Annotated in this window: 21 protein-coding genes; 15 read left to right on the forward strand and 6 right to left on the reverse strand. The window is 62.4% G+C overall.

What is annotated here, in order from left to right:
* Positions 1-19: 19 nt before the first annotated feature.
* Positions 20-1,285, reverse strand: coding sequence for a S8 family serine peptidase (locus tag PQU92_RS14870; RefSeq protein WP_272749037.1), 1,266 nt, complete (start codon positions 1,283-1,285; stop codon positions 20-22).
* Positions 1,286-1,442: 157 nt separating this feature from the next.
* On the opposite strand from PQU92_RS14870, the gene PQU92_RS14875 reads away from it, so the two are divergent.
* The 14 genes from PQU92_RS14875 to PQU92_RS14940 all read left to right on the forward strand — a co-directional run bounded on the left by PQU92_RS14875 (position 1,443) and on the right by PQU92_RS14940 (position 18,436).
* Positions 1,443-1,901 carry an RNA polymerase sigma factor gene (locus PQU92_RS14875; RefSeq protein ID WP_272749094.1) on the forward strand — a complete coding sequence of 153 codons (459 nt, stop codon included), beginning with the start codon at positions 1,443-1,445 and terminating at the stop codon, positions 1,899-1,901.
* Positions 1,898-2,596: an anti-sigma factor family protein gene (locus PQU92_RS14880; protein ID WP_272749038.1), complete on the forward strand. Its 699-nt coding sequence runs from the start codon at positions 1,898-1,900 to the stop codon at positions 2,594-2,596. Before PQU92_RS14875 ends, PQU92_RS14880 begins: the two co-directional genes overlap by 4 nt.
* Before the next feature lie 146 nt (positions 2,597-2,742).
* On the forward strand, positions 2,743-5,895 hold the full coding sequence (locus tag PQU92_RS14885) for an autotransporter outer membrane beta-barrel domain-containing protein (RefSeq protein ID WP_272749039.1): 3,153 nt from the start codon (positions 2,743-2,745) through the stop codon (positions 5,893-5,895).
* 509 nt (positions 5,896-6,404) lie between these two features.
* A complete protein-coding gene (locus PQU92_RS14890) occupies positions 6,405-7,991 on the forward strand; it encodes a DUF1800 domain-containing protein (RefSeq protein ID WP_272749040.1) in 1,587 nt (528 codons plus the stop codon).
* Positions 7,992-8,005: 14 nt separating this feature from the next.
* The gene (locus PQU92_RS14895; RefSeq protein ID WP_272749041.1) at positions 8,006-9,553 is read left to right on the forward strand and encodes a DUF1501 domain-containing protein; all 1,548 of its coding nucleotides are present in this window, start codon (positions 8,006-8,008) and stop codon (positions 9,551-9,553) included.
* A gap of 198 nt (positions 9,554-9,751) precedes the next feature.
* Positions 9,752-10,291, forward strand: a complete 540-nt coding sequence (locus PQU92_RS14900; protein WP_272749042.1) for a lytic transglycosylase domain-containing protein — start codon at positions 9,752-9,754, stop codon at positions 10,289-10,291.
* A gap of 12 nt (positions 10,292-10,303) precedes the next feature.
* Entirely contained in the window at positions 10,304-10,612 is a 309-nt protein-coding gene (locus PQU92_RS14905) for a TrbC/VirB2 family protein (RefSeq protein WP_272749043.1), read from the forward strand.
* Positions 10,613-10,615: 3 nt separating this feature from the next.
* Positions 10,616-10,900: a VirB3 family type IV secretion system protein gene (locus PQU92_RS14910; protein ID WP_272749044.1), complete on the forward strand. Its 285-nt coding sequence runs from the start codon at positions 10,616-10,618 to the stop codon at positions 10,898-10,900.
* Between the two features lie 13 nt (positions 10,901-10,913).
* Complete coding sequence (locus tag PQU92_RS14915; RefSeq protein WP_272749045.1) at positions 10,914-13,331, forward strand: VirB4 family type IV secretion/conjugal transfer ATPase; 2,418 nt, start codon at positions 10,914-10,916, stop codon at positions 13,329-13,331.
* Positions 13,328-14,527: a TrbL/VirB6 family protein gene (locus PQU92_RS14920; protein ID WP_272749046.1), complete on the forward strand. Its 1,200-nt coding sequence runs from the start codon at positions 13,328-13,330 to the stop codon at positions 14,525-14,527. Before PQU92_RS14915 ends, PQU92_RS14920 begins: the two co-directional genes overlap by 4 nt.
* A complete protein-coding gene (locus tag PQU92_RS14925; RefSeq protein ID WP_272749047.1) occupies positions 14,524-15,309 on the forward strand; it encodes a TrbG/VirB9 family P-type conjugative transfer protein in 786 nt (261 codons plus the stop codon). Before PQU92_RS14920 ends, PQU92_RS14925 begins: the two co-directional genes overlap by 4 nt.
* A 1-nt stretch (position 15,310) precedes the next feature.
* A complete protein-coding gene (locus PQU92_RS14930) occupies positions 15,311-16,414 on the forward strand; it encodes a TraB/TrbI/VirB10 family type IV secretion system protein (protein ID WP_272749048.1) in 1,104 nt (367 codons plus the stop codon).
* Between the two features lie 3 nt (positions 16,415-16,417).
* On the forward strand, positions 16,418-17,395 hold the full coding sequence (gene virB11 / locus PQU92_RS14935) for a P-type DNA transfer ATPase VirB11 (RefSeq protein ID WP_272749049.1): 978 nt from the start codon (positions 16,418-16,420) through the stop codon (positions 17,393-17,395).
* 117 nt (positions 17,396-17,512) lie between these two features.
* Complete coding sequence (locus PQU92_RS14940; RefSeq protein ID WP_272749050.1) at positions 17,513-18,436, forward strand: dioxygenase family protein; 924 nt, start codon at positions 17,513-17,515, stop codon at positions 18,434-18,436.
* 96 nt (positions 18,437-18,532) lie between these two features.
* Here the strand turns inward: PQU92_RS14940 and PQU92_RS14945 are convergent, their stop codons facing one another.
* The 3 genes from PQU92_RS14945 to PQU92_RS14955 form a co-directional block, all read right to left on the reverse strand.
* On the reverse strand, positions 18,533-19,156 hold the full coding sequence (locus PQU92_RS14945) for a hypothetical protein (protein ID WP_272749051.1): 624 nt from the start codon (positions 19,154-19,156) through the stop codon (positions 18,533-18,535).
* Positions 19,153-20,223, reverse strand: a complete 1,071-nt coding sequence (locus tag PQU92_RS14950) for a PLP-dependent cysteine synthase family protein (RefSeq protein ID WP_272749052.1) — start codon at positions 20,221-20,223, stop codon at positions 19,153-19,155. The genes PQU92_RS14945 and PQU92_RS14950 overlap by 4 nt, the downstream gene beginning before the upstream one ends.
* A 128-nt stretch (positions 20,224-20,351) precedes the next feature.
* Positions 20,352-23,477 carry a glycoside hydrolase family 2 TIM barrel-domain containing protein gene (locus tag PQU92_RS14955; RefSeq protein WP_272749053.1) on the reverse strand — a complete coding sequence of 1,042 codons (3,126 nt, stop codon included), beginning with the start codon at positions 23,475-23,477 and terminating at the stop codon, positions 20,352-20,354.
* Between the two features lie 125 nt (positions 23,478-23,602).
* Between PQU92_RS14955 and PQU92_RS14960 the strand changes: the two genes are divergently transcribed.
* Positions 23,603-24,478, forward strand: a complete 876-nt coding sequence (locus PQU92_RS14960) for an aldo/keto reductase (RefSeq protein ID WP_272749054.1) — start codon at positions 23,603-23,605, stop codon at positions 24,476-24,478.
* On the opposite strand, the gene PQU92_RS14965 is transcribed toward PQU92_RS14960, so the two are convergent.
* Positions 24,466-25,035 (reverse strand): biliverdin-producing heme oxygenase, encoded by a 570-nt coding sequence (locus tag PQU92_RS14965; RefSeq protein ID WP_272749055.1) that lies wholly within the window; start codon positions 25,033-25,035, stop codon positions 24,466-24,468. The two genes, PQU92_RS14960 and PQU92_RS14965, sit on opposite strands and share 13 nt — an antisense overlap.
* Positions 25,036-25,202: 167 nt before the next feature.
* A complete protein-coding gene (locus PQU92_RS14970) occupies positions 25,203-26,273 on the reverse strand; it encodes an ABC transporter substrate-binding protein (protein ID WP_272749056.1) in 1,071 nt (356 codons plus the stop codon).
* Positions 26,274-26,470: the final 197 nt, after the last annotated feature.

The following is a 26,470-nucleotide window of genomic DNA, read 5'->3' on the forward strand; positions in this document are numbered from 1 at the left end:
GGGTATGAAATTTTTTGAACTATTTTTTCAAACCATTATTTTTATTGAAAATATTTTCACCGACGAGCCCGACACCATAGATCGTGTCGCGCCCCGCCTTGCCCAGATCGACGGCTTGCGCGCCGAGATCGTTGACGGCCTGAGCCGCCTTTGCCGGGTCGGGGGTGGTCAGTCGCCGCGACAGGAGACCGGCCACCAACGGGGCGGCGAACGAGGTGCCGCGCACCGCGTCGATGCGTCCGCCCAGGGCGGCGGAGGTAATGTCCGATCCCGGCGCAGCGAAATCGACCTGAGGTCCGCGCCCGGCTTCGATCAGCACCTTCTGGCGCGCATCCACGCCCGTCACGCCGATAACGCCATCGAACGACGCCGGATACAGCGGTTTGGCGGCCGGGCCATCATTGCCCACCGCTGCCACGATCAGGTGCCCGCGTTTGACCAGAGCCCCAATGGCTGCCCTGAGCGGGCCGTTGGCGGGCCCAACGAGGCTGATGCTGATCACCGCCACCTTTTCGCGCGACATCCAGGCCAGCGCCCCGATGATGGCTTCGGTCGAACCGCCGGTGGGCCGGTTGCCATAGACATCGGCGACCCAAAGCTCTGCGCCCGAAGCGGCACCGCCACCATCCGCGCGTGCGATCAGCAACGCCGCCGTCGCCGTGCCATGCGGGCTGGGGATGGCATTGCCGCCGAAACCCTTCTGTGTCAGTCGAATGCCGCGAAACAGCGGATGCGCCTGATCCACCCCGCCGTCGATCAGGCCGACGCGGCCTGCGCCCGCACCGCGCACCACGCTGGGATCACCGGTGGCCGCGCCGCCGGACCCCAGATAGATATGATTATAGTCATAGATGCCGTCGGGATCGAGGCTCATCAGGCGCTTCAGGGCCTCACGGCCCGACATACCCTTCGGCGGCGACAGGATGACCACTTCGGCGTCGAGATCCTCCAGCGGCGTGGTGCGCAAAACCGTAAACCCCTGCGCCTGCGCCGCCTTTATCGTCTCGGGCGACGGGGCCCAGACGACGACCTCGCCGCGCACGGCGACATCGCCCTGAGGCGTCCGTTCCAGCACATCGCGATTCCGCCGCAACAAATCCCGCGCCTGATCTAGCCGCTGTTGCGTCAAATCGGTTACCCGATCGGTGACGTCGCCCACACGACCGATGACATTGTCCAGCGGCTCGACGACGGGCAGATCGGCCTGCGGCAAAGGCAGGCCGCGCAGTTGCGCCGACGCCGGACAGGCCAGCACCAGAAACGCGAAAGCCAGAACGTGTCGCATGTCAAATCTCCACTCGTTTCCTATCTAACGCGCCGACGGGGCAACTTGCTGCAATTTTTTTTACAGGCTACGAAGAAAAGTCCGTCGGCCGTTCGTTGACACAGACAGGAGCCCTGAGATCGATCCTCATGCCACCCGCGCCGGAATCGTTGCGCTGCTGCCGCGCCTGCGGCGGTTCGCGCGCGCCTTGACCGGCAATGTCGCCGACGCGGACGATCTCGTCCAGACCGGCGTCGAGCGGGCCTTGCGCCATCTGGATCAGTATCAGGCAGGCACGCGCCTCGACAGCTGGTTGTTCCGGATCGTGAAGAACCAGTGGATCGACGAGACGCGCAGCCGCCAGCGACGTGGACGCCTGTTCGCGCCGGAAGAGGACGGCGAACATATCGCCGGAATGGATGCCGCCACCATCGAGGCCCGGCGGGAATTACAGGAGGTCGAAATCGCCATGCAAGCCCTGCCCGAAGACCAGAGACTGGCCATCGCGCTCATCTGCGTGGAAGGCCTGTCCTATACCGAGGCCTCGGCGATTCTGGATGTGCCGGTCGGCACCCTGTCCAGCCGCCTGACCCGGGGCCGCGAAGCGCTGATGCTGGCGCTCGGAGGACGGCCATGACCGTATCCGAAAAAATCGTCGCTTATGTCGATGGCGAACTGAATGCCAGCGACCGCGCCGAAATCGAGACGCTGGCGGCAAGTGACTCGGATATCGCGGCGCAGATCGAGGCGCATCGTGCCCTGTCGGCGCGGCTGTCGGCGGCGTTCGCACCCGTGGGCGATGAGCCCGTGTCCGCCGGTTTGGCGGCCTTGCTAAACGCGCCTGAAGCCCCGCCAGAAGCCTTGAAGCCCGCCGATAATGTCGTGGCCTTTGCGCCGCGCAAGCTGCGTCCGATCTATATGCAGGCGGCAGCTATGGCCGCCTGTCTGGTTGCCGGAATCGCAATGACGCTCGCGCTGACGCCGCAGGGCGATTTCCGTCAGACGAACGACGGCCTGATCGCGCGCGGCGGGCTGGACAGGGCCTTGTCGACGCAACTGGCTGCCGATGCGAACGGTCCGACGCGTATCGGCCTGACCTTCGCCGATAAGGCAGGCGCTTTGTGCCGCACCTTTGCCACCGCTTCGAACGAAGGCATGGCCTGCCGGACGGACGGTAAATGGCATATCGAGGTCGCCGCCCGCGCTACGACGCGCACCGAATTTACCCAGGCGGGATCGCCCCTGATCCTTCAGGCGGTCGATGCGCGGCTGGATGGCGATGTCTTCGACGCCGATCAGGAACGCAGCGCCCGCGACAGCGGGTGGAAATAGAGCGCATGCCAAAAAGTGTGCAGCGGTACAGCAAGGCTTTCGTTACGGGGCCGACACACTGTGGAGGGCGCGACATTTAAGCGTCCAACTTCCTTCTCACTCTCCCTTTACCTGCTTGACGACATTCTTCCCGCCGAAAGTCGATCATGCGCCATTCCCACCTGCTGACCTCCGCCGCATTGGGCATTATCTTTGCAAGCGCGCCTGCGTTTGCCGATACGACCATCTCCACCGCCACGACGACCCCGGTCAAGTCGGCGACCATCAATAGTGGCTCTGCGGACAATATCGACATCACCGCCGACGGTTCGATCACCCTGACCAGCGGCACGGCGATCACGGTCAATTCCGACAATACCCTCATCATGAACGGCACGATCGAGATGTCGGGAGCCGAAAGCGGCGCGACCGGCATCCTTATCGACGGGGCGCGCACGACGAAGCTGGAACTGGCCGGGACCATCACCGTCACCGACGACTACACCGCCGAAGATACGGACGACGACGATATCGTGGACGGCCCTTTCGCCGAAGGGACCGGCCGATATGGCGTCCGTGCCACGGGCCTGCTCACCGGCGACGCCGACATCAGCTCGACCATCACCGTCCACGGTAACCAGTCGAGCGCCATCGCCTTCGAAAACGGTCAGGTCGGCGACTTCCTGTTCGACGGCACGATCAGCGTGCTGGGTGAAGACAGCACCGGCATCGCCCTGAGCGGCTTGCAGACCGGACAGGTCTATATCAGCGGCAGTATCGGCGTGTCGGGCAAGAATTCGCAGGCCGTCACTCTGTCGGGCGGCATCGACGGTGCCCTGATCATCGACGCGGCCATATCGGGGACGGGTTACCGCTATACCAGCATTTCGGACGATTATCTCGATCTGCTCGACGAAGACGACCTCTATCAGAACAAGGCCCTGGTCAGCGTCTCGTCGAATGTGACGCAAGGCATACTGATCGGCGCGGCCATCACCGGCGAAGACGACGACAATGACGACGAAAACGGCAACGGCATCGACGATTCCGAAGAAAGCACCGCGGCCCTGACCCAGTATGGCAGCGCTGCGGCCCTGCTGATCGGATCGGACTCGAAGGCCATCACCATCGGTTCGATCGTCGTCAATGACAGCGCCATCGACCCGGACGAAATAAATCACGCCCTCGATATCCGCGGCACCATCACAAGCTACGGCCTCTACGAAGGCATTGACGCCACGGCGGTTCAGATCGCCGGGCTCGGCTATACGACGACGCTCGTCAACGGCATCAGCCTGTCGGGCAGCGTGGCGGCGACGTCATGGGAAGGGACGGCGCGCGGCCTGTCGCTACTGAGCGGTGCCGAGGTCGGGCGGCTCGATCTGTCCGGCGCCCTCACCGCCAGCACGACGACGACCGATTCCGACACGGCCTACGGGCTCGATATCGCGTCGGGGGCCAATCTGTCGACACTCACCGTGCGCACCGGCGGCAGCGTGTCGGCCTATGGCTACGGCACGACGGCCAATGCCACGGCGGTACGCGATCAGTCCAATACCCTTAGCCAAATCACCGTCAATGGCGCGATCTTCGCCAGCCTGACCGCCGGCGACGAAGACGATGACGATGTCACCGACACCCTGATCAACCGTCCCGTTGCCATCGACCTCAGCGCCAACACCATCGGCACGACGCTGGACCTGACCGACCTCTATCCGGACGATGACGACTACGCGACGCCCTATATCAGCGGCGACATCAAGTTCGGCTCCGGCAATGACGTTGTCAATCTGAGCGGCGGCTATATCTATGGCAATATCGATTTCGGCGCGGGCGCCAACAGCCTGAACATCGACGATGGCGGCATCGTCATCGGCAAGCTGAACGGGGCCGGTACGGTCGCCGTCGATGTCGAAGACGGCCGCCTCGGCCTCGCCGCCGGGTCGCTGCTCAATGTCACCTCCCTGCATCTGGGCAGCGAGGCCGAACTCTACATGGTCTTGCAAACCGCCAGCCCGACCTCGGCCCTGCTCGTCAATTCCGGTACGACGACCTTCGATAACGGCGCCAGCATCTACCTGTCGCTGGACAAGATCATCCAGTCACCGACGCGCTTCACCCTGATCAGCGGCAGCAATATCAATTACGGCAATCTCGACCTCAACAATCTCGACGGCAATGTGCCGTGGATCTACAAGGCGACCCTGGCCACCGGCACCGGCAACACCAATCTTTACGCCGATTTCCGTCTGCGGACCCAGGCCGAGTCCGGCCTGTCGGTCAACGAATATACGGCCCTGTCGGCGGTACTGACGGCGGCGGCGACCAACAGCTATACCACGGCGACGATTCTCAACACGACGGTGCAGGCCGATTTCATTCAGGCCTATGCCGCCTTCCTGCCCGACTATTCCGGCGAAAACCTGCTCAGCCTGTCGCGCGGTCATGAGGCGCTGGGGCGGACGCTGGAGCGTCAGGCCTATCTGCCGGTCAATGGCGATACCCAGTTCTGGCTTCAGGAATTCGGCTATCAGACGTCGCGCGGCCGCGGCGTGACCACGGGCTTCGATGCCACCGGCTTCAGCTTCGCCGGCGGGGCCGAACGCGCGGTCGGCGCGCATCAGGCCACCGGCATCTATGTGTCCTATACCTCCACAGCCCCCAAGGATACCTACGCTACCGCCTATGAGACCACGACGGCGCAGGATATCACCTTCGGCGGGTACTGGCGTCTTCAGGCCGGGGATTTCCGCGGCTGGGCCACCGCCGGGGCGGGCAAGACCCTGTTCAGCAGCGACCGGCAGCTTATTTCGTCGTCTGTCGCCCTGATCTCCAAAAGCAAATGGGACGGCTACAGCCTCAGCGGCAGCGCGGGCGCCTCCTATCGAGTCGGCCTCGGCCCGATCAGTCTCAAGCCGTTGATCTCGGTCGACTATTACGGGCTCAAGGAAAGCGACCGCAACGAGTCCGGCGGCGGCACGGCCTACGATCTGACCATTGCCGAACGCACCAGCCATATCGCCACCGGCAGCGCCCTTCTCTATATCGGGCGCGGCGACAAGACCGGCCTGTTCCAGCCCGAAGTCTGGGTCGGCTACAAGAACAATTTCTCGGTCAAGGCGGACGATACGACGGCCAGCTTCACCGGCGGGACGCCGTTCACACTCAATGCCGGTAATCTCAAAGGCGGCGCGCCAGTGCTGGGTCTACGCATGTCGGCAGGCAACGAATACGGCTACCTGTCGCTGGAGGCCGAGGGCGAGAAATACAGCGATTATTCCAACTATTCGCTCAGCCTGCGCACTGGTTTCCGGTTTTAACCTCCGCCTTAAAATACGGCGGTACCATGAGACTTATGGTGTGAACCAGGACTCGCTCCTTACGGCTGAGATAATGACATTCGCACCTAAAGCGAAGTATCAGCCCCATTTTAGCCACGTCTTGCCCGCAAAGGGCGAGACGTGTTAAGGTCACATTAATAAACGGCGACCTATAAAAATCGTACCGCCAATTTTACAGACGCACGAAAAGCCTCAGACCTCGATCCGGAGACATTCTGAGCGCTTGCGCGGTGGCGGAGGCCTACCCAGACTTCCCACTTACAAACGACGCCTGCCTCTACAATCGATTCCCTCCCGCGTTCCCGACACACGCGGCCTACTCAGGAAAAGTAATGTATTCTTCGCGTAGCAGAAGCCCTCGCCCGGCCATCGTCCGGCGTGTGTCGAATCTTTTTGTCATAGTCTCGCTCGTCTTGCTCTCCGCCTGTGGCGGCGGAGGCAGTGGAGGTGGCGGAAGCTCCGGGGGCGGTACGACGGCACCACCCGTCGTGGTCAAACCGACCGCCGCTGAGGCTAGCCGATTTCTGGCTCAGGCGACGTTCGGGGCCAATGATGCCGATATAGCCGCCGTCAGCGCGGCTGGCTATGCCGACTGGATCAACGCGCAGATGGCTCTACCGATCGGTACAACGCATCTGGAACAGATGGATACACGTCTGATCGACCTGCGCACGACCAATGCGACGGCCACCCTGTCTTCGACGCAGTTTTACGAATCCTTCTGGATGCAGACGGCGACCTCGCCCGATCAGTTGCGTCAGCGCGTGAAATTCGCCCTGTCCGAAATCTTCGTCGTCTCCTTTACCAGCAGCATCGATGCCCGGGGTCTCGCCTCCTATTACGACATGCTGGGTCGCGATGCTTTCGGCAATTTCCGCACCCTGCTGGAGGACGTAACCTACCACCCGGCCATGGGGTTGTACCTGACCTATCTCGCCAACCAGAAGGAAAATACGGCGACGGGCCGTAACCCGGACGAAAACTATGCCCGCGAAGTGATGCAGTTGTTTACGCTCGGTCTTTATCAGCTCAATACCGACGGCACGGTCAAGACCGACCTGCTCGGTAATACGACACCGACCTATGCGACCGCTGATATTCAGGGACTGGCCAAGGTGTTTACGGGCCTCAGCTATTATCACCCGACGCCCACTAACTCGACTTTCGGGGGCGGCAGCCGCGACACTGAGGCCTATACCAAGCCCATGATCGGCTATAATAATTACCACTCGATCTCGGCCAAGACGTTTTTGGGGACGACCATCCCGGCTTCGACGGTCGCCGATACTAATGGCGACGTGAAGGCGGCGCTCGACGCCCTGTTTAACCACCCGAATGTCGGGCCGTTCATCGCCAAACAACTGATCCAGCGTCTGATCACCTCCAACCCGACGCCGGCCTATGTCGGACGTGTGGCGGCGGTATTCAACAATAATGGTTCGGGTGTACGCGGTGACATGGGTGCGGTCGTTCGCGCCATCCTGCTCGATTCCGAGGCCCGCACCGCCGCCGACGGCGATTATGGTAAACTACGCGAGCCCGTCGTGCGTCTGGCCCACTGGATGCGCGCGTTCGAGGCCACCTCGACCAGCGGCAAGTGGCTGATGGGATCGACCAGCGCCAACACCTCGCTGAACCAGTCGCCTCTGACCTCGGGCTCGGTGTTCAACTTCTTCCGCCCCGGATATGTGCCGCCCAACACCCTGATCGGCAATAAGAACAAGGTCGCGCCGGAAATGCAGATCACCGACGAGGTGACGACGGCCAGCTATATCAACACCATGAACACGACGATCAATACCGGAATCGGCACCAGTTCGGACATCAAGGCGACCTACCCCAAGGAGTTGGCGCTTGCCGCCGATCCGGCGGCTCTGGTCGATCGTCTGGACCTGTTGTTGTTCGGCGGAAGGATGTCGGCGACGCTGAAAAGCAAGATCGTCACGGCGGTCAGCACGGTAACCATCCCCGGCGGCACAGCCACTCAGGCGCAGATCGACGCCGCCAAGCTCAACCGCGTCAAACTGGCCGTCCTGCTCAGCATGGCTTCCCCCGAATATATAGCCCAGCGTTAGTAGGAGTAACTGATATGACCGTTTCTCTCGACAGACGTCAGTTTCTCCGTTTCGGTGCCGGCCTCGCCGGCATGACCACAGCCGGTTCGTTCGGCCTGCAATTGGCCGCCGCCGGTTCCGCCGCCGGGCAAAGCGCCTCGGACTACAAGGCCATTGTCTGCGTCTTCCTGTTCGGCGGGAACGACGCCAACAACATGGTGCTGGCGACCGACACGGATTCGTGGGGCCGCTACTTCTCGGCGCGCAATCAGGGGGCTGATCCGATCGCCCTGATGCCGGTAGGTACGCCCGCTACGCCGATAGGCGCGATCAATCCGGTCACGGGCCGCGCGTCGGCGCTCGGTAAGCCTGAACATTGGGGCGGCGTCTTGCCCATCGCGCCGAAAACCACTCAGGCCATTCCGGCTGGCACCACGGCGTCGAACCGCACCTTCGCCCTGCACCCGCTGATGGCGCCGTGCAAGACCCTGTTCGATCAGGGCCGCCTGGCGGTTATGGCCAATGTCGGCACCCTGATCCAGCCGGTGACCAAGGCGCAGTACAATGCCCGCAGTGTGTCGCTACCCGCTAACCTCTATTCGCACAATGACCAGCAATCGACCTGGCAGGCAGGGGCCGCCGAAGGGGCGCGCATCGGCTGGGGCGGTCAGATGGGCGATCTGCTGATGTCGATGAATGGGACCAACACCATTTTCACTGCCATCACAGCGGGCGGCACGGCGGTCTATCTGTCCGGGCGTAATGTGGTGCAATACCCGCTGTCGACCAATAATTCGCCCGCCATCATCGTCAACGGCACCGCCTCGACCTCGCTTTACGGTTCGACTGCGGCCCCCGCCGCCCTGAAAGAGATCATCAGCAACACCGCCTCGACCAGCGACTTCGCCAACGACTTCGGCAGCGTCGTCAACCGCTCGGTCGGTGCGGCCAGCGTGGTCAACGAGGTCTTTGGCCGCAGTGTGGTGACCAGCGTCCCCTCACCGGCCAACTATACCAATCCGGCAACCAATGCGGTGGAAACCAACAGCCTCGCCCTGCAACTCCGGACCGTGGCGCGGATGATCGCGGCGGGCCCGTCCTTCGGTCTCAAGCGTCAGGTGTTTATGGTGTCATTAGGCGGCTTCGACAGCCACGACACCCAGAACCGCGATCAGTCGAACAACCTCGCCAAGATCGCCCACGCCTTCGCCTATTTCGACCAGACGCTTTCCAATATCGGCGGCGTCGATATGCGCAACAGCGTGACAACCTTTACAGCGTCGGACTTCTCGCGCACGTTCTCGACCAATGGCGACGGCACCGACCACGCCTGGGGCGGCCACCACCTGATCATGGGCGGTGCGGTCAAGGGCGGTGACATGTACGGGCAGTTCCCGACCGTCGGCATGGATGTCAATGGCTTCAGCAATCCCGGCATGGTCGGCGCATCCTTTATCCCGACGACCTCGGTCGATCAGTACGCAGCGACCATGGGGGCGTGGTTCGGCGTCGGCAATTCCGATCTCAACACCATCTTCCCCAACCTGCGCAACTTCTCGACAGCCAATCTCGGCTTCGTCTGATCCCTTTCGTTTGTGTTCTATTGTGACAGTGGGTAGAATCCGGGCATAACCTCCGTATTCGGATCACCGGCGTACGGGCTGTAACAAATCTGACAAGATTAGCTGTTAGAGCCCCTGTCATTGTCATAAAGCGGCGCACGACGCCGTGGTGGGAAAGAGGAGTTACCCGTGCGGGTCGGTGTGGCGACAGCGGCAATAATGGCGACGGTCCTGCCGGGTCTGGCACAGGCGCAGGTCATGGAACGCGGCGCCGACGGCGAATATCGCACGGTCTGCGCGTCTCTGGCGCCCGTCGTCGTGACCGCTCGCGCCACCGCCAAGACGCCCTATGCCGCTGAAATCCAGCGCGCCGCCGACACCTATGGCCTCAGCCCCGACCTTTTGATCAGCGTCATCCGTCAGGAATCGGGCTTTAACCCGAACGCCGTATCGCCGCGCGGGGCCATCGGCCTGATGCAGCTTCTGCCCTCGACAGCCGCCGAACTAGGCGTCGATCCCTACGACCCGGCGGCCAATATCATGGGTGGCGCGGCCTATCTGCGCCGTCAGCTCGATCGTTTCGACGGACGTATCGATCTGGCGCTCGCGGCCTATAATGCCGGAGCCGGGGCCGTCGCCCGTCACAAGGGCGTCCCGCCCTATGATGAGACCCGTACCTATGTCGCCCGCAACCTCGATCGCCTAAGCGACGGGGCGGGTGTGCCCGCCGATCCCCTGCCGACCCAGACCTGTGGTTAAGGATAAAACCGAATGAAAACCGATCGTTTCACCGCATTCTTCGCCGCCCTGCCTGCGCTTCTTCTGGCCGCCCCCGTCTCGGCCCAGACCGCCGGTCAGAACCCCGCCGGGTCCGGCCCCATCGTCAACGCCTTGAGCTGGATTCAGGGCACGCTGCTGGGCAATGTCGCCACCGCCGTCGCCGTCATCGCGGTCGCCTGCGTCGGCTTCATGATGCTATCGGGCCGGATGAACTGGCGCTTCGGGGCGACCGTCATCCTCGGCGTCTTCATCCTGTTCGGCGCCGCGACCATCGTCGCCGGCATCCAGTCGGCGGTGTAGCCTATGGCCGAGCTGGTCAAGGCACCGGTGTTTCGCGCATTGACGCAGCCGCAGATGTTCGCGGGGGTGACCTATTCGTATTTCATCATCAACGGGGTGATTACGACCGAGGCCTTCCTGATTACACGGTCCTTCTGGGCCTTCGGCGTGGCGCTGCTGGTCCACATAATCGGCTATCTGGCCTGTTTGCGTGAACCGCGTCTGTTCGACCTGTGGTTCACCAAGGTGAGCCGCTGCCCCCGCATCCGGAACTTCAAGTTCTGGCGCTGCAACTCCTACCAGCCGTAAGGGCGTTTATTGCATGAGTGGTTTTCTGGGCTTGGGTGCGAAAGAACAAAGGATCGGCGATCGCCTGCCCTATGCGCACCTGTATAACGACCACACGGTGACGCTGCGCGACGGCTCGCTGATGCAGGCCCTCTATATCGACGGCTTCGGCTTCGAGACGGCCGACACGACCGATCTCAACAGCCTCCATGCTTTGCGTGAGAGCGCGCTGCGCGCCATCGGTGACTCGCGTCTGGTCCTGCACCACCATATCCTGCGCCGCAAGGTGTCGGTCGCGACGGCAGGCAGCTTCGACGACCCCGCCGCCTCCCATATCGACGCGCGCTGGCAGGCGCGGTTGTCGTCGCGCGAACTGTTCGTCAACGACCTGTTCATCACCATCGTCCGCCGCCCGGCGCGCGGCAAGGCCGGTCTGGCCGAAGTGCTCGGCAATCTGTTCGGCGGCAAGTCGGGCGCGGATCGCGAAGGTCTTGGGGCAGAACTGCGTGAACTCGATGCGGCGCGCGATGCCCTGATGGCGGCGCTGGGCCTTTATGGCCCGCGTCTGCTCGGTGGCTACGACAGCCGCGACGGACGCTGTTCCGAGCCGCTCGAACTGCTCTCGGCCCTGTTCCACGGTGAGATGCGCCCGGTCCTGCGCCCCGATCCGCTGGCCAAGGACGATGCCGGTCATTACCTCCCCTATCAGCGCCTGAGCGTCGGGGTCGATGCGCTGGAACTGAAAAGCGCCGGTGCATCCAAGTCCTTCGGGGCCATGATTTCGGTCAAAGAATACCCGCCGCAAGCCGCACCCGGCATGCTCGATGCCCTGCTGCACCTGCCTTACGAGATGACCCTGTCGCAGAGTTTCCAGTTCGTCGATCGTCAGATCGGGCTGGAGCGCGTCAATCTGGCGCTACGTCGTCTGCGCGCCGCCGATGATGACGGGATTACGCTGCGGGCCGGGTTGATGAACGCCAAGGACGAACTGGCCTCGGGCCAGACGGCGCTTGGCGAACATCATCTGACGGTTCTGGTGCGTGCGTCGGGTCTCAGCCAGCTCGATCAGGCCGCCGCTCAGGTCGCCTCGACTCTGGCCGATACGGGGGCGGTGTCGGTACGCGAGGACATCAATCTCGAACCGGCCTTCTGGGCGCAGTTCCCCGGCAACGAATCCTATATCGCGCGCAAGGCCCTGATCTCGGTCTCGGCCTTCGCCGGGATGGCCAGCCTGCACGGTTTCGCACTCGGCCGAGCCACCGGCAACCACTGGGGCGAGGCGATCACGGTTCTGGAGACGACCGCCGCGACGCCGTATTTCTTCAATTTCCATTCCGGCGACCTCGGCAACTTTACCCTGATCGGGCCGTCGGGCTCGGGTAAGACCGTCGTGCTCAACTTCCTTGCCGCTCAGGCGCAGAAGGCCAAACCGCGCACGGTCATCTTCGACAAGGACCGCGGGTCTGAGCTGTTTGTGCGCGCCATCGGCGGCCACTATGCCGCCCTGCGCGCCGGAGAGCCGACCGGCTTCAACCCGCTGCAACTGCCCGACAACGCGATCAACCGCGCTTTCCTGCGCGACCTGATCAGCCGCCTGATTTCCGGCGACGGTCCGGCGCTGGCGCCCGAAGACGAGGCCATCCTCACCGAGGCCATCGACGCCATGTACGCTCAGGCCCCGGCCTATCGTCGCCTGCGTTATTTCCAGGAATTGCTCGGCGGTCTGCGCCGGCCCAGCCATACCGACCTGGCCGCGCGTCTGGCCCCGTGGTGCGGGCGTGGCGAATGGGCATGGCTGTTCGACAACGAGGCCGATCAGCTCGATCTGTCGGCGCGCGTCCTCGGCTTCGACATGACGCAGTTCCTCGATACGCCGATCCTGCGTACGCCGATTATGATGTACCTCTTCCACCGCATCGAAGAGCGTCTGGACGGCACGCCCGCCATGATCCTTATCGACGAAGGCTGGAAGGCGCTCGACGACGAGTCCTTCTCGGCGCGCATCCGCGACTGGATGAAGACCCTGCGCAAGCGCAACGCCATCCTCGGGTTTGGCACCCAGAGCGCCAGCGACGCCCTCGACAGCCGCATCGCTTCGGCGATCATCGAACAGGCCGCGACGCAGATCTTCATGGCCAATCCGCGCGCCCGCATGGAAGATTACGGCGACGGTTTCGGCCTGAGCGAGCACGAGGTCGGCCTTGTCCGTGCCCTGCCGCCGCACGCGCATGCTTTCCTCGTCAAGCACGGCAACCATTCGGTCGTCGCGCGCCTCGACCTGTCGGCCATGCCGGACCTGCTCAACATCCTGTCGGGCCGCGAATCGAGCGTACGCAAGCTGGACGAGTTGCGCGCCGAGGTCGGCGACGCGCCCGAAGCGTGGTGGCCCGAAATCGCAGGGACTCCGTGGCCCGGCAACGTCACGCGTCAAAAGCTCAAGGTGAGCGCATGACGCCTTGCCCGTCCATGCCCCTCGACGGCAATTCCGGCATTTCCGGCGCCCTTCTGAGCGTCGATTGCCAGATCAGTAGCGTCGTTGAAGACAGCTTCGGCCGTCTGTTCGGTACGGACGGCTATCTCGGCGCAGCCCTGACCATCTGTCTGACGTTGTATATCGCGTTTCTCGCCTTCGGTCTGATTACCGGGCGGACGCGCCTGACCCTGACGACCATGACGCCCAAGGTGCTGGCCATAGGGCTGGTCCTGACCTTCGTCACGGCGTGGCCCGCCTATCAGACCGTGGTCTATAACCTGCTGACCAAGGGCCCGGACGAGATCGCCGCCGCCCTCACCGGTTCGGGCGAAGGGGCAAGCGTGGCGTTTGCCAAGCGCCTCGACACCCTGTTCGTCCACTTCGCCGACGCAGCCACCGCGTTCGAAAATACGACGGCGCAGGTGGCCCAGAATAATCAAGCCCAAGCTGTCGCCATGCCGATGCGCAACGGCAAGTCTTCGGCGTCGGACATGTTATGGAGTTCGGGCCTGATCCTGCTGCTGTCGACCGTCGGCGTGCTGGTCCTGTCGCGCCTGATCCTGACCCTGCTGCTGGCGCTCGGGCCTCTGTTCGTGGTCTTCGCCCTGTTTTCACAGACGCGCGGCCTGTTCGAAGGCTGGCTGCGTACCTCGATCGGGTTCGCGTTTATACCCATGCTGGTGACACTGGGCGGATCGGCGGCGCTGGCGTTGCTTACCCCGCCCATTCTGGCCATTTCCGGAGACCCGTTGCAAACGGTGAAGGACATTCAGCCCATCGTCATTTTGTTCATGGGATCCGTGATTTACGCCGCTTTCCTCATCATGTTGATGGTGGTCGCGTTCAATATCGTCAAGAACTGGAACCCGCTCAAGGCCCGCCCCGACGCGCCCTCGACCGAAACCCAGGTCGCCGCTACCTCCGCCGCGCTTCTGGCCTCCAGCCGCAGCGTCACCACGGTTCAGGGCAGCAATGCCACAGCTTCGGCCAATGTCTCTGCCGCCCGCGACGGGCGCGCCCAGACGATCGCTACGACGCTCAGCGCCGCCCCCTCCGCGCTCGGCGGCAACACCGCCATCTCCGCCACTGCGCGCCGTCAGGGTCTGGGACAAAGGTTCCGCCCTGCCACCGCCGCGCAAACGACGAAACCCCTGTCAAAGACCGTAGGTTCATGAAGTCCGTTCTGCTCTCCGCCCTGATGCTTACCGCCGCCGGATCGGCGTTCGCCGATGGCCGTATCCGCACCATCGACTATACCGACGGCGCGGTCGTGCGTCTGGATACCTGTCTCGGCTTCCAGACTATGATCACCTTCGGCGACAGCGAGAAGATCGAGAACGTCGCCATCGGCGACGCTGCCCAGTGGCAAGCGACGCCGAACAAGCGCGGCAATCTGATCTTCATCAAGCCTTTCACCAAAAGCGCCTATACCAACCTGTCGGTCGTCACCGACCGCCGCGCCTATGCCTTCGAACTGAGCGCCAAGGATACGGCGGCGTGCAAGCGCGGCGAAGTCCTCTACGACCTGCGGTTCCGGTATCCGAATGATCCGGTCGAGAACCCGGCCCCGCCGCCACCCGAAGACATCGCCTCTACCCTGCCGGAAAAGCGCAACACCGCCTATACCTATGCCGGGGAACAGACTCTGGTGCCGCTACGCATGTTCGACGACGGGCAATCGACCTATCTGATGTGGGCCGAAGGCGTCGCCTTTCCGGCCATCTATGCCCTGACCGACGGTAAGGAAAGCCTGATCAATTTCGGCTATCGCGAGGGCTATATCGTCATCGAGCAGGTCGGTCCGGCCTTCATCCTGCGCCGTGGCGACCTCAAGGCGACGGTGTTTAATGACGCCTTCGTGCCACCGGCGCTCGACGCCTTGTCGCCGCAGCCACGTCCCGTCGAACAACAGCCCAAGCCGAAGAAATCCGGCTGGTTCGGCCGGAAGGAACAGTAAGATGCGTAACACCTTCGATGCCGACCCGAAGTCGCAGAAAGACCCGCGCACCACCTTGCCGCCATCGGACCTCGATGCCGCCACGACGCGTGCCCTGCCCGCCGTCGCCGCCACCTCGACGCTGAAAGATAGCCTCGTGCTGGCGGGCGGCATCATGGGCGCGGTGTTCCTCGGTGCCCTGACCCTGATCTTCATGGGCAATAATCGCCGCGATGTGGCGCAGGTCGCGGCCAATACGCCGCCGGTTCAGCAACAACAAGTGCCGCCGCCGGGCCAAAACCCGCCCGGCACCGTCATGGAACTGCCGCCCGTCGCGCTTCCTGAAGGTCCGATCCAGCCCGTCCCGCCGCAACCCGGTGCACCGCCGCCGGTCGCCGCGCCTGACAACAGCATGCGCGCCAATGCGCTGGTCTATGATGTCAGCGCGCCGGACCCGGCGCCCGCCGATGCCGCCAACGCCGCCGCCAACAAGGTCGCGCCAAAGGAAAACGTCTTTGACGCCAATAATCTGGCCGACGCCACCGGCTTCGACGCTTCACGTCAGGTCCGCGCCACGCGTATCGCCAACCCCGCCTCGACCGTATCGCAAGGCACCCTGATCCCCGCCGTACTGGAAACCGCGCTCAATTCCGATCTGCCGGGCTATACCCGCGCTCTGGTCGCACGCGATGTAAAAAGTTTCGACGGCCGCCGCGTCCTCATCCCGCGCGGCTCGCGCCTGATCGGTTCCTATCGTTCGGGCCTGCAAAGCGGGCAGAAACGCCTGTTCATCACCTGGGCGCGCCTGATCCGTCCGGACGGCACCGCGATCACCCTCAGCGACCCCTCGACCGACAATCTCGGTCAGGCGGGGCAGACCGGCGAGGTCGACAGCCACTTCTTCAAGCGCTTCGGCTCGGCCATGCTGCTGTCGATCGTCGGCGGCCTGTCCAATTCGCTCGGCGACGGCAATAATTCGACCATCGTCATCGGTACGGCGGCGGGCGCCAACAGCGCGGCGACCGGCGCTCTGTCCAGCGACTCGAAGATCTCCCCCACCGTCAAGGTGGCGCAGGGCACGCCGATTCAGGTCTTCGTCTCCCGCGACCTCGATTTCTCGCTGTAAGCCATGGCCGACCTGCTCCCCACCGAAGGCGTCTATCTCAAGGCCTACCTCCAGCCGTTCCGCCAGTGGCTGGACCGCGCCGAAGTGACCGAAGTCATGGTCAACCGCCCCGGTGAGGTCTGGGTCGAGATCAGCGGTCAGGCCCGGATGCAGCGCTTCGACGCGCCCGATATCGATGATGGCCTCCTTAGCCGTCTGGCCGCACAGATCGCCCGCATCAGCCATCAGGGCATCAACCGTGAAAACCCTCTGCTGGCGGCCACCCTGCCGACCGGTGAACGCGTGCAGATCGTCGGCCCGCCCGCCACACGCCGTCACTGGGCCATCGCCATCCGTCGCCATCTGATGGTCAATCGCCCGCTCGCCTCCTACGATCGCGGCCCAATCGCGCCGCCCGCCTACGCCAATATGGCCGACGAACAGGCCGCCGCCCGCGCCAACCCGGTCGCCTTCCTCACGGCGGCGGTCGCGGCGCGCAAAACGATCCTTATTTCCGGCGGCACCTCGTCGGGCAAGACCACCTTCCTCAATGCGCTGCTGGGGGCCGTACCGGAATATGAGCGCGTCATCCTGGTCGAGGATACCCCCGAAATCGCCGTCACCCAGCCGAATGCACTGGGCCTTGTCGCCGTCAAGGGTGAGCTGGGCGAGGCCAAGGTCGCGGTCAACGATCTGCTTCAGGCCTCGCTCCGTCTGCGGCCCGACCGCATTATCGTCGGCGAAATCCGCGGTGCCGAGGCCGTGACCTTTCTACGCGCCATCAATACCGGCCATCCGGGCTCCTTCACCACGGTCCACGCCAACACCCCTCAGGGCGCGTTGGAACAGATTGCCCTGATGGTCATGCAGTCGGGCATGAGCCTCTCGCGGCAGGAAACCATCGCCTATGCCTGCGGCCTGATCGACGTGGTGGTGCAGCTATCCAAGGCGGGCGGTGAACGCGGCATCAGTGACATCTGCCTGCCGCGCACCCTGCTCTGATCATTTCAATTTTGACATACACATAACGCGCGCGACATAACCGCGTTACCATATCCGCCGTATTCGGTCTCTACCTCTCATCTTGTTCCCCAACAAGAAAGTAACCGAGGACCGCGTATGCCCCATCCCCATTCCCCTGAAGAACCGTTCCACAAAGACGAAGGCAGCCTTCAGGATCTCATCGCCTCGCTGTCGCGACGCCGGACCCTGGCCATGCTGGGAACCATGGCCTTTGGATCGAGTTTCGTCGCGGCCTGCGGTGGCGGAGGCGGCGGCAGTTCCAGTACAACCGCCGTCGCCTCATCTTCTTCCACATCCAGCAGTAGCGCCTCGTCGTCCAGTTCATCGACATCTTCGGCGGCTTCATCCAGTTCCGGAACCTGCACCACCTACCCGACCGAAACCGAAGGGCCCTATCCCGGCGACGGCTCCAACACCGTGTCGGGCAGCGTCGTCAATGCCCTGACCCTGTCCGGCATCAACCGCTCGGATATTCGTACCTCGGTCGGCAGCGCGTCTGGCACGGCACCGGGTCTGCCGGTGCAACTGACCATTACGCTGGTCAATTCGGGGACGGGCTGCACCCCGATGGCGGGCTACGTCATCTATCTTTGGCACTGTACGCGCGACGGGCTCTATTCGCTCTATTCCAGCGGCGTGACGGCGCAAAACTATCTACGCGGTATCCAGGTGACCGACTCCAGCGGCAAGGTGACCTTCACGACGATCTTCCCGGGCTGCTATTCGGGGCGGATGCCGCACATCCACGTCGAGGTCTATCCCAGCCTGTCGAGCGCAACCAGCTACGCCAACAAGATCAAGACGTCGCAGTTTGCGCTGGATCGCAGCATATGCTCGACGGTTTATAATACCGTCACCGGCTACAGCGCCTCGGTGTCCAATCTGGCCGCGATCAGCTTTGCCACGGACAATGTGTTCGGCGACAACACATCGTCGCAACTGGCAGCCCAGACCATTGCCCTGACCGGCGACACAACCAACGGCTACACCGGTACGGTGACTTTGGGCATGACGCTTTAATAAACCGCACTTCATGCAAAACTTTTAAAGCATTGCATTAAGCGCGGTTTTAAGTTTTTAATTCAGAAAACAAATGCAACATGTTGATTGTATAAATTAAACCTCTCTGTATCGATATATCATCAATCCTGGCACCAGCATAAACAGGGTCGAAGCCAGCCCGAACAATCCCGCGCGCCACAGGTCTTCGCGGATAAAGAAACTCAGAAAACCGACGATCATCCATCCGGCGGCGGGCCACAGCAACCAGGTCCGCGCGCTCGACGCCCCCATAACAGCGGTCACCAGACTGAAAATCATGGCGCTGAATACGATATTATAGGTCGCATTGGCCTCACCGCTCAGGGCTGCGCCCACGCCGATCACCAGAAAGACCAAACCGGCAAACCCCCAGGCCATCGAAATGGCGTGCGACCGCCACGATTTGAGCAAGGGTTGCGGATTGAGCCAGCGATCGATGGCAAAGCTACCCACGCAGCCGAAAATCGTCGGCAGAGGCCCCAGCGTATCCGGCAGCCACGGCGGCAGCAGATTGCCGAGCAGCGCCACGTGCCAGTAAGACATGATGCCCATCATCAGCCCCCACCACGCCAGCACCGGCCCGGCAGCCGCCGCCAGCACGTCGCCACGCCGCGCCAGTTGCCTCAGACGCGTCAGTTCGTCATCCATCAGCCGCACGTCTTCGGGCGTCACCGGCGGCAACAGATCATCATATTTCACAGGCTGCCCCTTCCCTCGAATACGGCCTTCAACTGCCCATAGGGCGTTTGCCAGTCGGCACCGCGCGCCGTCAGCCACGTATCGTCGTAATAGGTATCGGTGTAGCGTTCGCCGCCGTCGCACAGGATGGTGACGATCGCGCCCGCTTCGCCGCGCGCCGCCATCTCTTCCATCAGGACCGCACAGGCCCAGATATTGGTGCCCGTCGAGCCCCCCACGCGCCGCCCCAGCCGTTCCGATATCAGGCGCGCCGCGGCGATGGACTGCGCATCGCTGATGGCTTCCATACGGTCGATCAGCGACGGCAGGAAACTGGGCTCGACGCGCGGGCGGCCGATACCCTCGATGAATGAGGCGCAACGGTCCAGCGTGGTGACGGAGCGGTCGGCGAAATGGCGATGAAAGACCGAGCCTTCCGGGTCGGCCACGCAGAGCCGTGTCGGCAGGCGGCGATAGCGGATATACCGCCCCAGTGTCGCCGAAGTGCCTCCGGTCCCTGCCCCGGTAACGATCCACGCCGGGACCGGATGCGGCTCCTCGGACATCTGCGCAAACAGGCTTTCGGCGATATTATTATTGCCGCGCCAGTCGGTCGCCCGTTCGGCGTAGGTGAACTGATCGAGATAATGACCGCCGGTTTCCGTCGCCAGCCGATGCGCGGCCTCATAGACGCTCGACGGGTCATCGACGGCGTGGATTTCGCCGCCATGAAAGCGGATAGCGTCGATCTTGGCTTGCGCGACGGACTTCGGCACGACGGCGATGAAGCGCAGACCCAGCAGTTTGGCGAAATAGGCCTCCGATACCGCCGTCGAGCCCGACGAGGCCTCGATCACCGTCGTGTCAGGCCCGATCCATTCGTTGCATAGGGCGTAAAGAAACAGCGACCTTGCCAGACGATGCTTGAGGCTGCCTGTTGGATGCGACGATTCATCCTTAAGATACAAAGGGATTCCGGGAAATCCTTCGACTTCGTGGTGGATGAGGTGTGTGTCGGACGAGCGGTTGAAATCCGCCTCGATACGGCGCACGGCCTCTATCAGCCAGCTACGGGAAACAGACGACATAACAAACCCTCAAACTCTTTACAGTCGCGATATTGATGCCGAAAACCGCTGACACTTTTGGCTGCGCCGAACTTCGTTTCGGCATATCGCTTTCCCCGACAGAAACCGCCGGGGAGAGTCGAGTCAAGCTATTCCGCCTTGAGCGTGAAGCTGTAGGTTACCGGTTGCAGTTTCACGCGGTACTTGGCCAAGGGACGCCCGTCGAGGCTCCAGCCGGTGTCGCCGCCGACGCCGGCCTGCGCGATGTCGATCAGCAGCGACCCGTCGCCGTGCGGGGCGATCTCCGCCGTCGACCAGGTGCCGCGCGCCCGCAGATAGAGGTCTTCATACGGAAAGGCCAAGGCATTGACTGACAGTGGTTGCGCCCCGGTGACTTTCAGCGACGCGCCCTTGCCGTCCGACAGGGTCAGCCACCGCACATCGGTCTTGTTGCCGGTCTCCTGAGGTCGCGCATAGTCGTGGAACTGGTCTGCGACCGATGAGCGATAGAGGCCGATAGCCGCCCCGGTCTGACGATCGATATAGCTTTCGTGCGGCCCGCGCCCATACCATTCAACGAAGCCCAGCGACGGGTCGTTATCGAAGCGCAACCCGACGCGCAGAGGATCGGGCATATCGTCTTTCAGCGGGGTAAAGGTGGCCGTCACGTCGATCGAACCGTCACCGCGCATTCTATAGGTTGTCTGGAAATGAGCATATCCGGCGCCAAAATTATAAAGGACCGTCACGCTGTCCGCCGTGGTCTCCACAGAGCGCACCTTTCTGGTTTCCGTGAAATTTTTCCAGATGTTATGCGACTTGGCTACACCGGAACCTTCATCATTGTCCATAAGACCGCGCCAGAAGTTTGGCGCACCATTTTTAAGGCGATTTTTTCCTTTAAAATCAAAATTAACAAGGCCTGTTTTCACGTTAAGTGTCAGCTTTGAATCCGCCGCTTGTAACGTGACGGCATCGGCGGTTCTGGCCGTCGTCACCTTGCCGTCAATAGTGGCATCGACGGCCTGAGGCGCGGCGATGACGAACTGCGAGAAGCCCAGAACCTGCCCGGCCGCTACGCCCTTAACGGCATCCTTTTTAGCCTTGGCACGGATCGTCAGCAGCAATTCCGACTCTGGACGTTTCTTGACAGCCGGAAGCGTTATGGGCACGGTCTGCGTTTTTCCGGCGGCGACACTGACATCATTTAGCGCGCCCGTAGTTACGACCTGCCCGTCATTGGTCAGCACCCATTCGAAGTCGAATCCCGACAGGTCGGCGAAGTCGTAGCGATTGACAACCGTCACCTTGCCCGTCGCTGGATCGCCTTCGAAGACGACAGGCGAATAGACCTTCTGCAGTTCCCAATATTCCGGATCGACGGTGCGGTCGGCCTGAATGACGCCGTCGCCGACAACCGAGTTGTCGCCCCGTGCCGGATTGATGTCGAAACCCGACCCCCAGAAGGTACGGCCCTTGGCATCCTTCGCCGTGACGAACTGATCGACCCAGTCCCAGACAAAACCGCCCTGAAGCTTTTTGTGGGCGCGGATGGTCTGCCAGTAGTCTTCCAGATTGCCGAGGCTGTTGCCCATGGCGTGCGCGTATTCGCACTGGATAAGCGGCTGGGTATAGTTCGGATCCTCGGCATAGTCGGTGATGCGGTCCATGTCGTCGTACATTGGTGCGTAGATATCGACATAGGCGTTGGGCTTATGCTCGCCCGTCAAAGTCCCCTGCCCCAGATAGGAGATCAGGCGCGTCGAGTCGTTCTGGCGAATCCATTTGGCGGCATTTTCGAAATTCGGCCCCGTCCCGGCCTCGTTACCCAGCGACCAGAAGATGATCGACGGATGGTTCTTGTCGCGTTCGACCATTCTACTGATGCGATCGAGGTGCGCGGCCTCCCAGTGCTTTTTATAGCCAAGCTGCATCTCTTCGCGCCTGGGACTGCCGGCCTTGTCGGCCTTGTCCATATATTCGTGCGACTCGATATTGGCTTCGTCATAGACATACAAGCCATATTCGTCGGCCAGATCGTACCAGCGGGGGTCGTTGGGATAGTGAGAGGTGCGCACCGCATTGACATTGGCCTGCTTCATCAGCTCGATGTCCTTGCGCATCGTCTCTTCGGACATGACGCGGTAGGTGATCGGATCGTGTTCGTGGCGGTTGACGCCCTTGATCATGACGCGCTTGCCGTTGACCTGCACCTCGCCATTGCGGATTTCCACCGTCCGGAAGCCGATCTTGCGCGCCGTTGCCGAGATCAGATTGCCCTTGGCATCCTTGACCTCGATGACCAGCCGGTAGAGGTTCGGCGCTTCTGCCGACCATGGTTTGACGCCCTTGATCGTGCCGGTGAGTTTCGCCGGTTTGCCGGTTGCGGCCTTGCCTGTGGCCGTCAGCACCGCCGTTTCGCCGTCATAGACTGTGGCGGTCACGCTTGCCGCGCCCTTGGCCCCGGCCAAATCGGCCTCCAGTGCGAAGACGCCATCGGTGTAGGTCTTGTCCAGCCCCGCGGTCACCGTATAGTCGCGCAGTCGCGTCTTCGGCTCGGCATAGACATAGACGCTGCGCTCGATCCCCGACAGCCGCCAGAAGTCCTGATCCTCAAGGTAAGACCCATCGGCGTAACGATAAATCTCGATGGCGATGCTGTTCTTGCCCGCCTTGACGAACTTCGTCAGGTCGAACTCCGACGGCAGTTTGGAGTCCTCGGAATAGCCGACCTTTTCGCCATTGACCCAGATATAATAGGCCGCCCCCGCCGCGCCGATGTGCAGAAACACTTCGCGACCATTCCAATCCGCAGGCACATCGAAATCGCGCTTGTACGACCCCACCTCGATCATGTCGTGCGGGATGAAGGGTTCGTTCATCGGGAACGGATATTTGATATTGTAGAACTCCGGCAGGCCGAACTTGCCGCCGCCCTGCGCCTGAATCATGCCCGGAACGGCAATCTTGTCCCAGCCGGTCAGGTCGGCACCGGGTATGTAGAAATCCTTCGGGCGGTTTTCGGTGCCTTTGGAGAATTTAAAATCCCACGTCCCGTCGAGCGAACGGTAATATCTCGACGCCGCCATGTCGCCTTTAAGCGCCAGATCGCGGCGCTCATAGTTGAAAAAGGTTGCCTTCATCGGTTCGCGGTTAACCGCCACCACCTCGGGCTGCTCCCATTCCGCAACCGCAGCCGGTTGCGCGAAAACGGGAGTCGCACCGCACGTCAGAATAAGGGCAAGCGCGGTAAGACACGGACGCGTTCGGAACATGATAAATCTCCCGGAATCATTATTGTATGAGTAATTATCATACATTTGGCCCAGTTTTCGTCGTGACGCAAGCTTGCGCCGACATCAAAACACCCCAGATAAGATTCACCTAAAGGAGCCTCAGCATGACCCCACCCAATGCCGCCCGTTCGGGCACTTTCGCCATCGGTGGCGATCTGAGCGTCAACCGCCTCGGCTTCGGGGCGATGCGCGTCACCGGCCGCGGCGTCTGGGGCCCGCCCGCCGACGAAGCCGAGGCTCTGCGCACTTTGCAGCGTCTGCCGGAACTGGGGGTCAATTTTATCGACACCGCCGATTCTTACGGCCCTGAAACGTCCGAAAAGCTAATTCGTCGGGCGCTGCATCCCTATGCGGATGATCTGGTTATCGCCACCAAGGGCGGCCTCACCCGCTCCGGCCCGGACCAGTGGCACATGAAGGGCGATCCGGCCTATCTGATCCAGCAGGCTCATCGCAGCCGCGACCTTCTGGGCGTCGAACACATCGATCTGTGGCAACTGCACCGCATCGACCCGCGGGTGCCGCGCGACGAACAATTCGCCGCCATCCGCCAATTGCTCGACGACGGCGTCATCCGTCACGCGGGCCTGAGCGAGGTTTCCGTTGCCGACATCGACGCCGCGTCCAGGGTCTTTCCGGTGGCCACCGTACAAAACCGTTACAACCTGATCGACCGGTCGAGCGAGGACGTGCTCGATCATTGCGAGGCGCACGGCATCGGTTTCATTCCGTGGTATCCGCTGGCGGCAGGCGATCTGGCGCGGCCCGGCGGGATACTGGATCAACTGGTCACGAAATACGCCGCCTCGCCGTCGCAGATTGCCCTGGCGTGGGTGTTGAAACGCAGTCCCGTCATGCTGCCCATTCCCGGTACGGGCAAGGTCAAACATCTGGAAGACAATGTCGCCGCCGCCGGGATCGATCTCAGCGACGACGATTTCGCCGCGCTGGATAAGGCCGCACGCAGTCAACGCAGATAGAGATCGACGAGAGCGCGAACGCGGTCAAAGGCCGCCCGCGCCCCGGCGACGGCTCTTGCCTCGTCGGCCTCGGTCAGGTCCGCGCCGTCCAGCGCCGCCGTAAAGGTGCGCCAATGCAGACCGCGGCCTTCCGTTGCCCCGGCCAGATGCCGCGCACCATGTTCGGCGCTCAGCCCCAGCCCCTGCGCGTCCTTGAACAGAAAGGCCGCCCCAAGGTTCGAGCCTTCGGCCACATAGAGCCAGCCCAACCTTTCGGCAAGGTCATCCGGTATGGTTGCCCGATCGGCGTCCGGAGGATCGCACCCCAGGTCCCGCAGGTCGTCGGCCACCTTTTGCCACCGCCGCCGCGTGGCCATATCCGGCAACAGCGCCGTCAGGCGCGGGTCGTCATAAAGACCGTCGATATCGCGATGAAAGACATACTGCATCCGCAGAAATTTCGCGTAATTGTCCCGTGAGCCGAACGGATTGCCCGCCATTACCGCCGTGTCGAGGCGATCGTGAATCTGGGTCGTGGCGGCTTTCAGGCGCCTGGCGCGGCTGGGGTCGGGTGTCATGCAGGTACTCGCTACAATATCGCGTCTGTACTGTGACGCGAAACGCAAACGGTTTCAAACCCGGAAATAAAAAAGACCCGGGGCACCACTCCCGGGTCTTCTGAGCGATGCGTCGCAGGGGCAACGTCACCGCCTTAAACGGCGTCGGTCACTGAGGGGGATAGGTCTCAGGCGACGACGTTTAATCGCTTGTATTTCTCCTTTATATCCGTCGGTTGGGCAAAGATGTTGAGTACATCGGTGCGCTGCCACGGCGTGAGGTTCAGGCTGTCATCCACCGCGTGACGCAGCTTCAGCCAGTCGAGCAGGACCTGCAGATCCCTGAGCCGCCAGTCTTCCGCACCGAGCGCGGCGCCGGCGTTGATCAGCGGACCGTAGGCCTGCGCCGCGTCCGCGACCTCGACCTTGCCTTCCAGCGCGATGTGATTGAGCGCTTCTTTTGGAAATTGCGCGGCCCAGTCCGCTGCCGAGGTCAGTTGGCGCAACAGCCGGGCAACCACGGCTTCGTTGGCCTCCAGAAACGGGTAGTCGACCGTCAGGGTCCGCAGTTCGACCAGACCCGACAGGGCCGGATCGTTACGAATGACCTCGGGCGTAAAGCTATGGATAACCTTCAGCCCCGCCGCACGAGCCAGTTCGAGGCCCTTGGCACCGAACAGCAGACCGGCGTCGGCCTGCCCGCTGAGGACGGCTTCGATTTCGCGCCGCGCGATGTCGCCGAACGGCGTCGAGGGATGATCGGCGACGATATTGTGGAATTCGATATCCGAGGCGCGGAGGCCGACCGTATCGAGGATAGTTTCCCACGCCCTCAGCGACCGGACACGGGCCGGGGAAAAGGCCCCCGCTTCGCGCGGCAGGGCCAGGGTACGGCCTTTCAGGTCGTTCAGGCGACCGATACCGCTGCGGCCGGATGCCACCACCAGAACGGTGTGCCAGGTATGGCCGACGGCCAGCAGACGCGACCGCTGATTGAGGCCGTAGGACCACAGGGCCGTCGCCGCATCGCCTTCGCGAATCAGGTTCGGCAGCGAGTGATCGAGATAGCCCTGACGCACGCTGGGTGTCGAATTTTCACGCACCGAGACCAGATTGATCGGTTCCCGCAGGAATTCCCGCTGCAACGCCCCCCGGTTGGCCAAAAGGCCCATGGCCGTCAGGGTCGGGCAGCGCGCATACCATACGAGCTGCGACGGCATGGTCGCGGTCGAGGTATCGGTGCCGGGTCTGACGGTCATGGAAGTTATCCTTCTGAGGGAGGATAGAAACAAGGGACAGATGCACCATTGGATGGGCGCCTCATATTCCTACTAAATAGATTTTATATTGTCCAAGCCGAATTCGCTTTTCACGTGTGATTTATTCTCAACAGTCAAATCAGAAAGAGTAATGAAAAAGGGCGCCGCTGGTGCGACGCCCTTTGTATAACCGATAA

Source organism: Asticcacaulis aquaticus, from assembly GCF_028550415.1.
Lineage (GTDB): Bacteria > Pseudomonadota > Alphaproteobacteria > Caulobacterales > Caulobacteraceae > Asticcacaulis > Asticcacaulis aquaticus.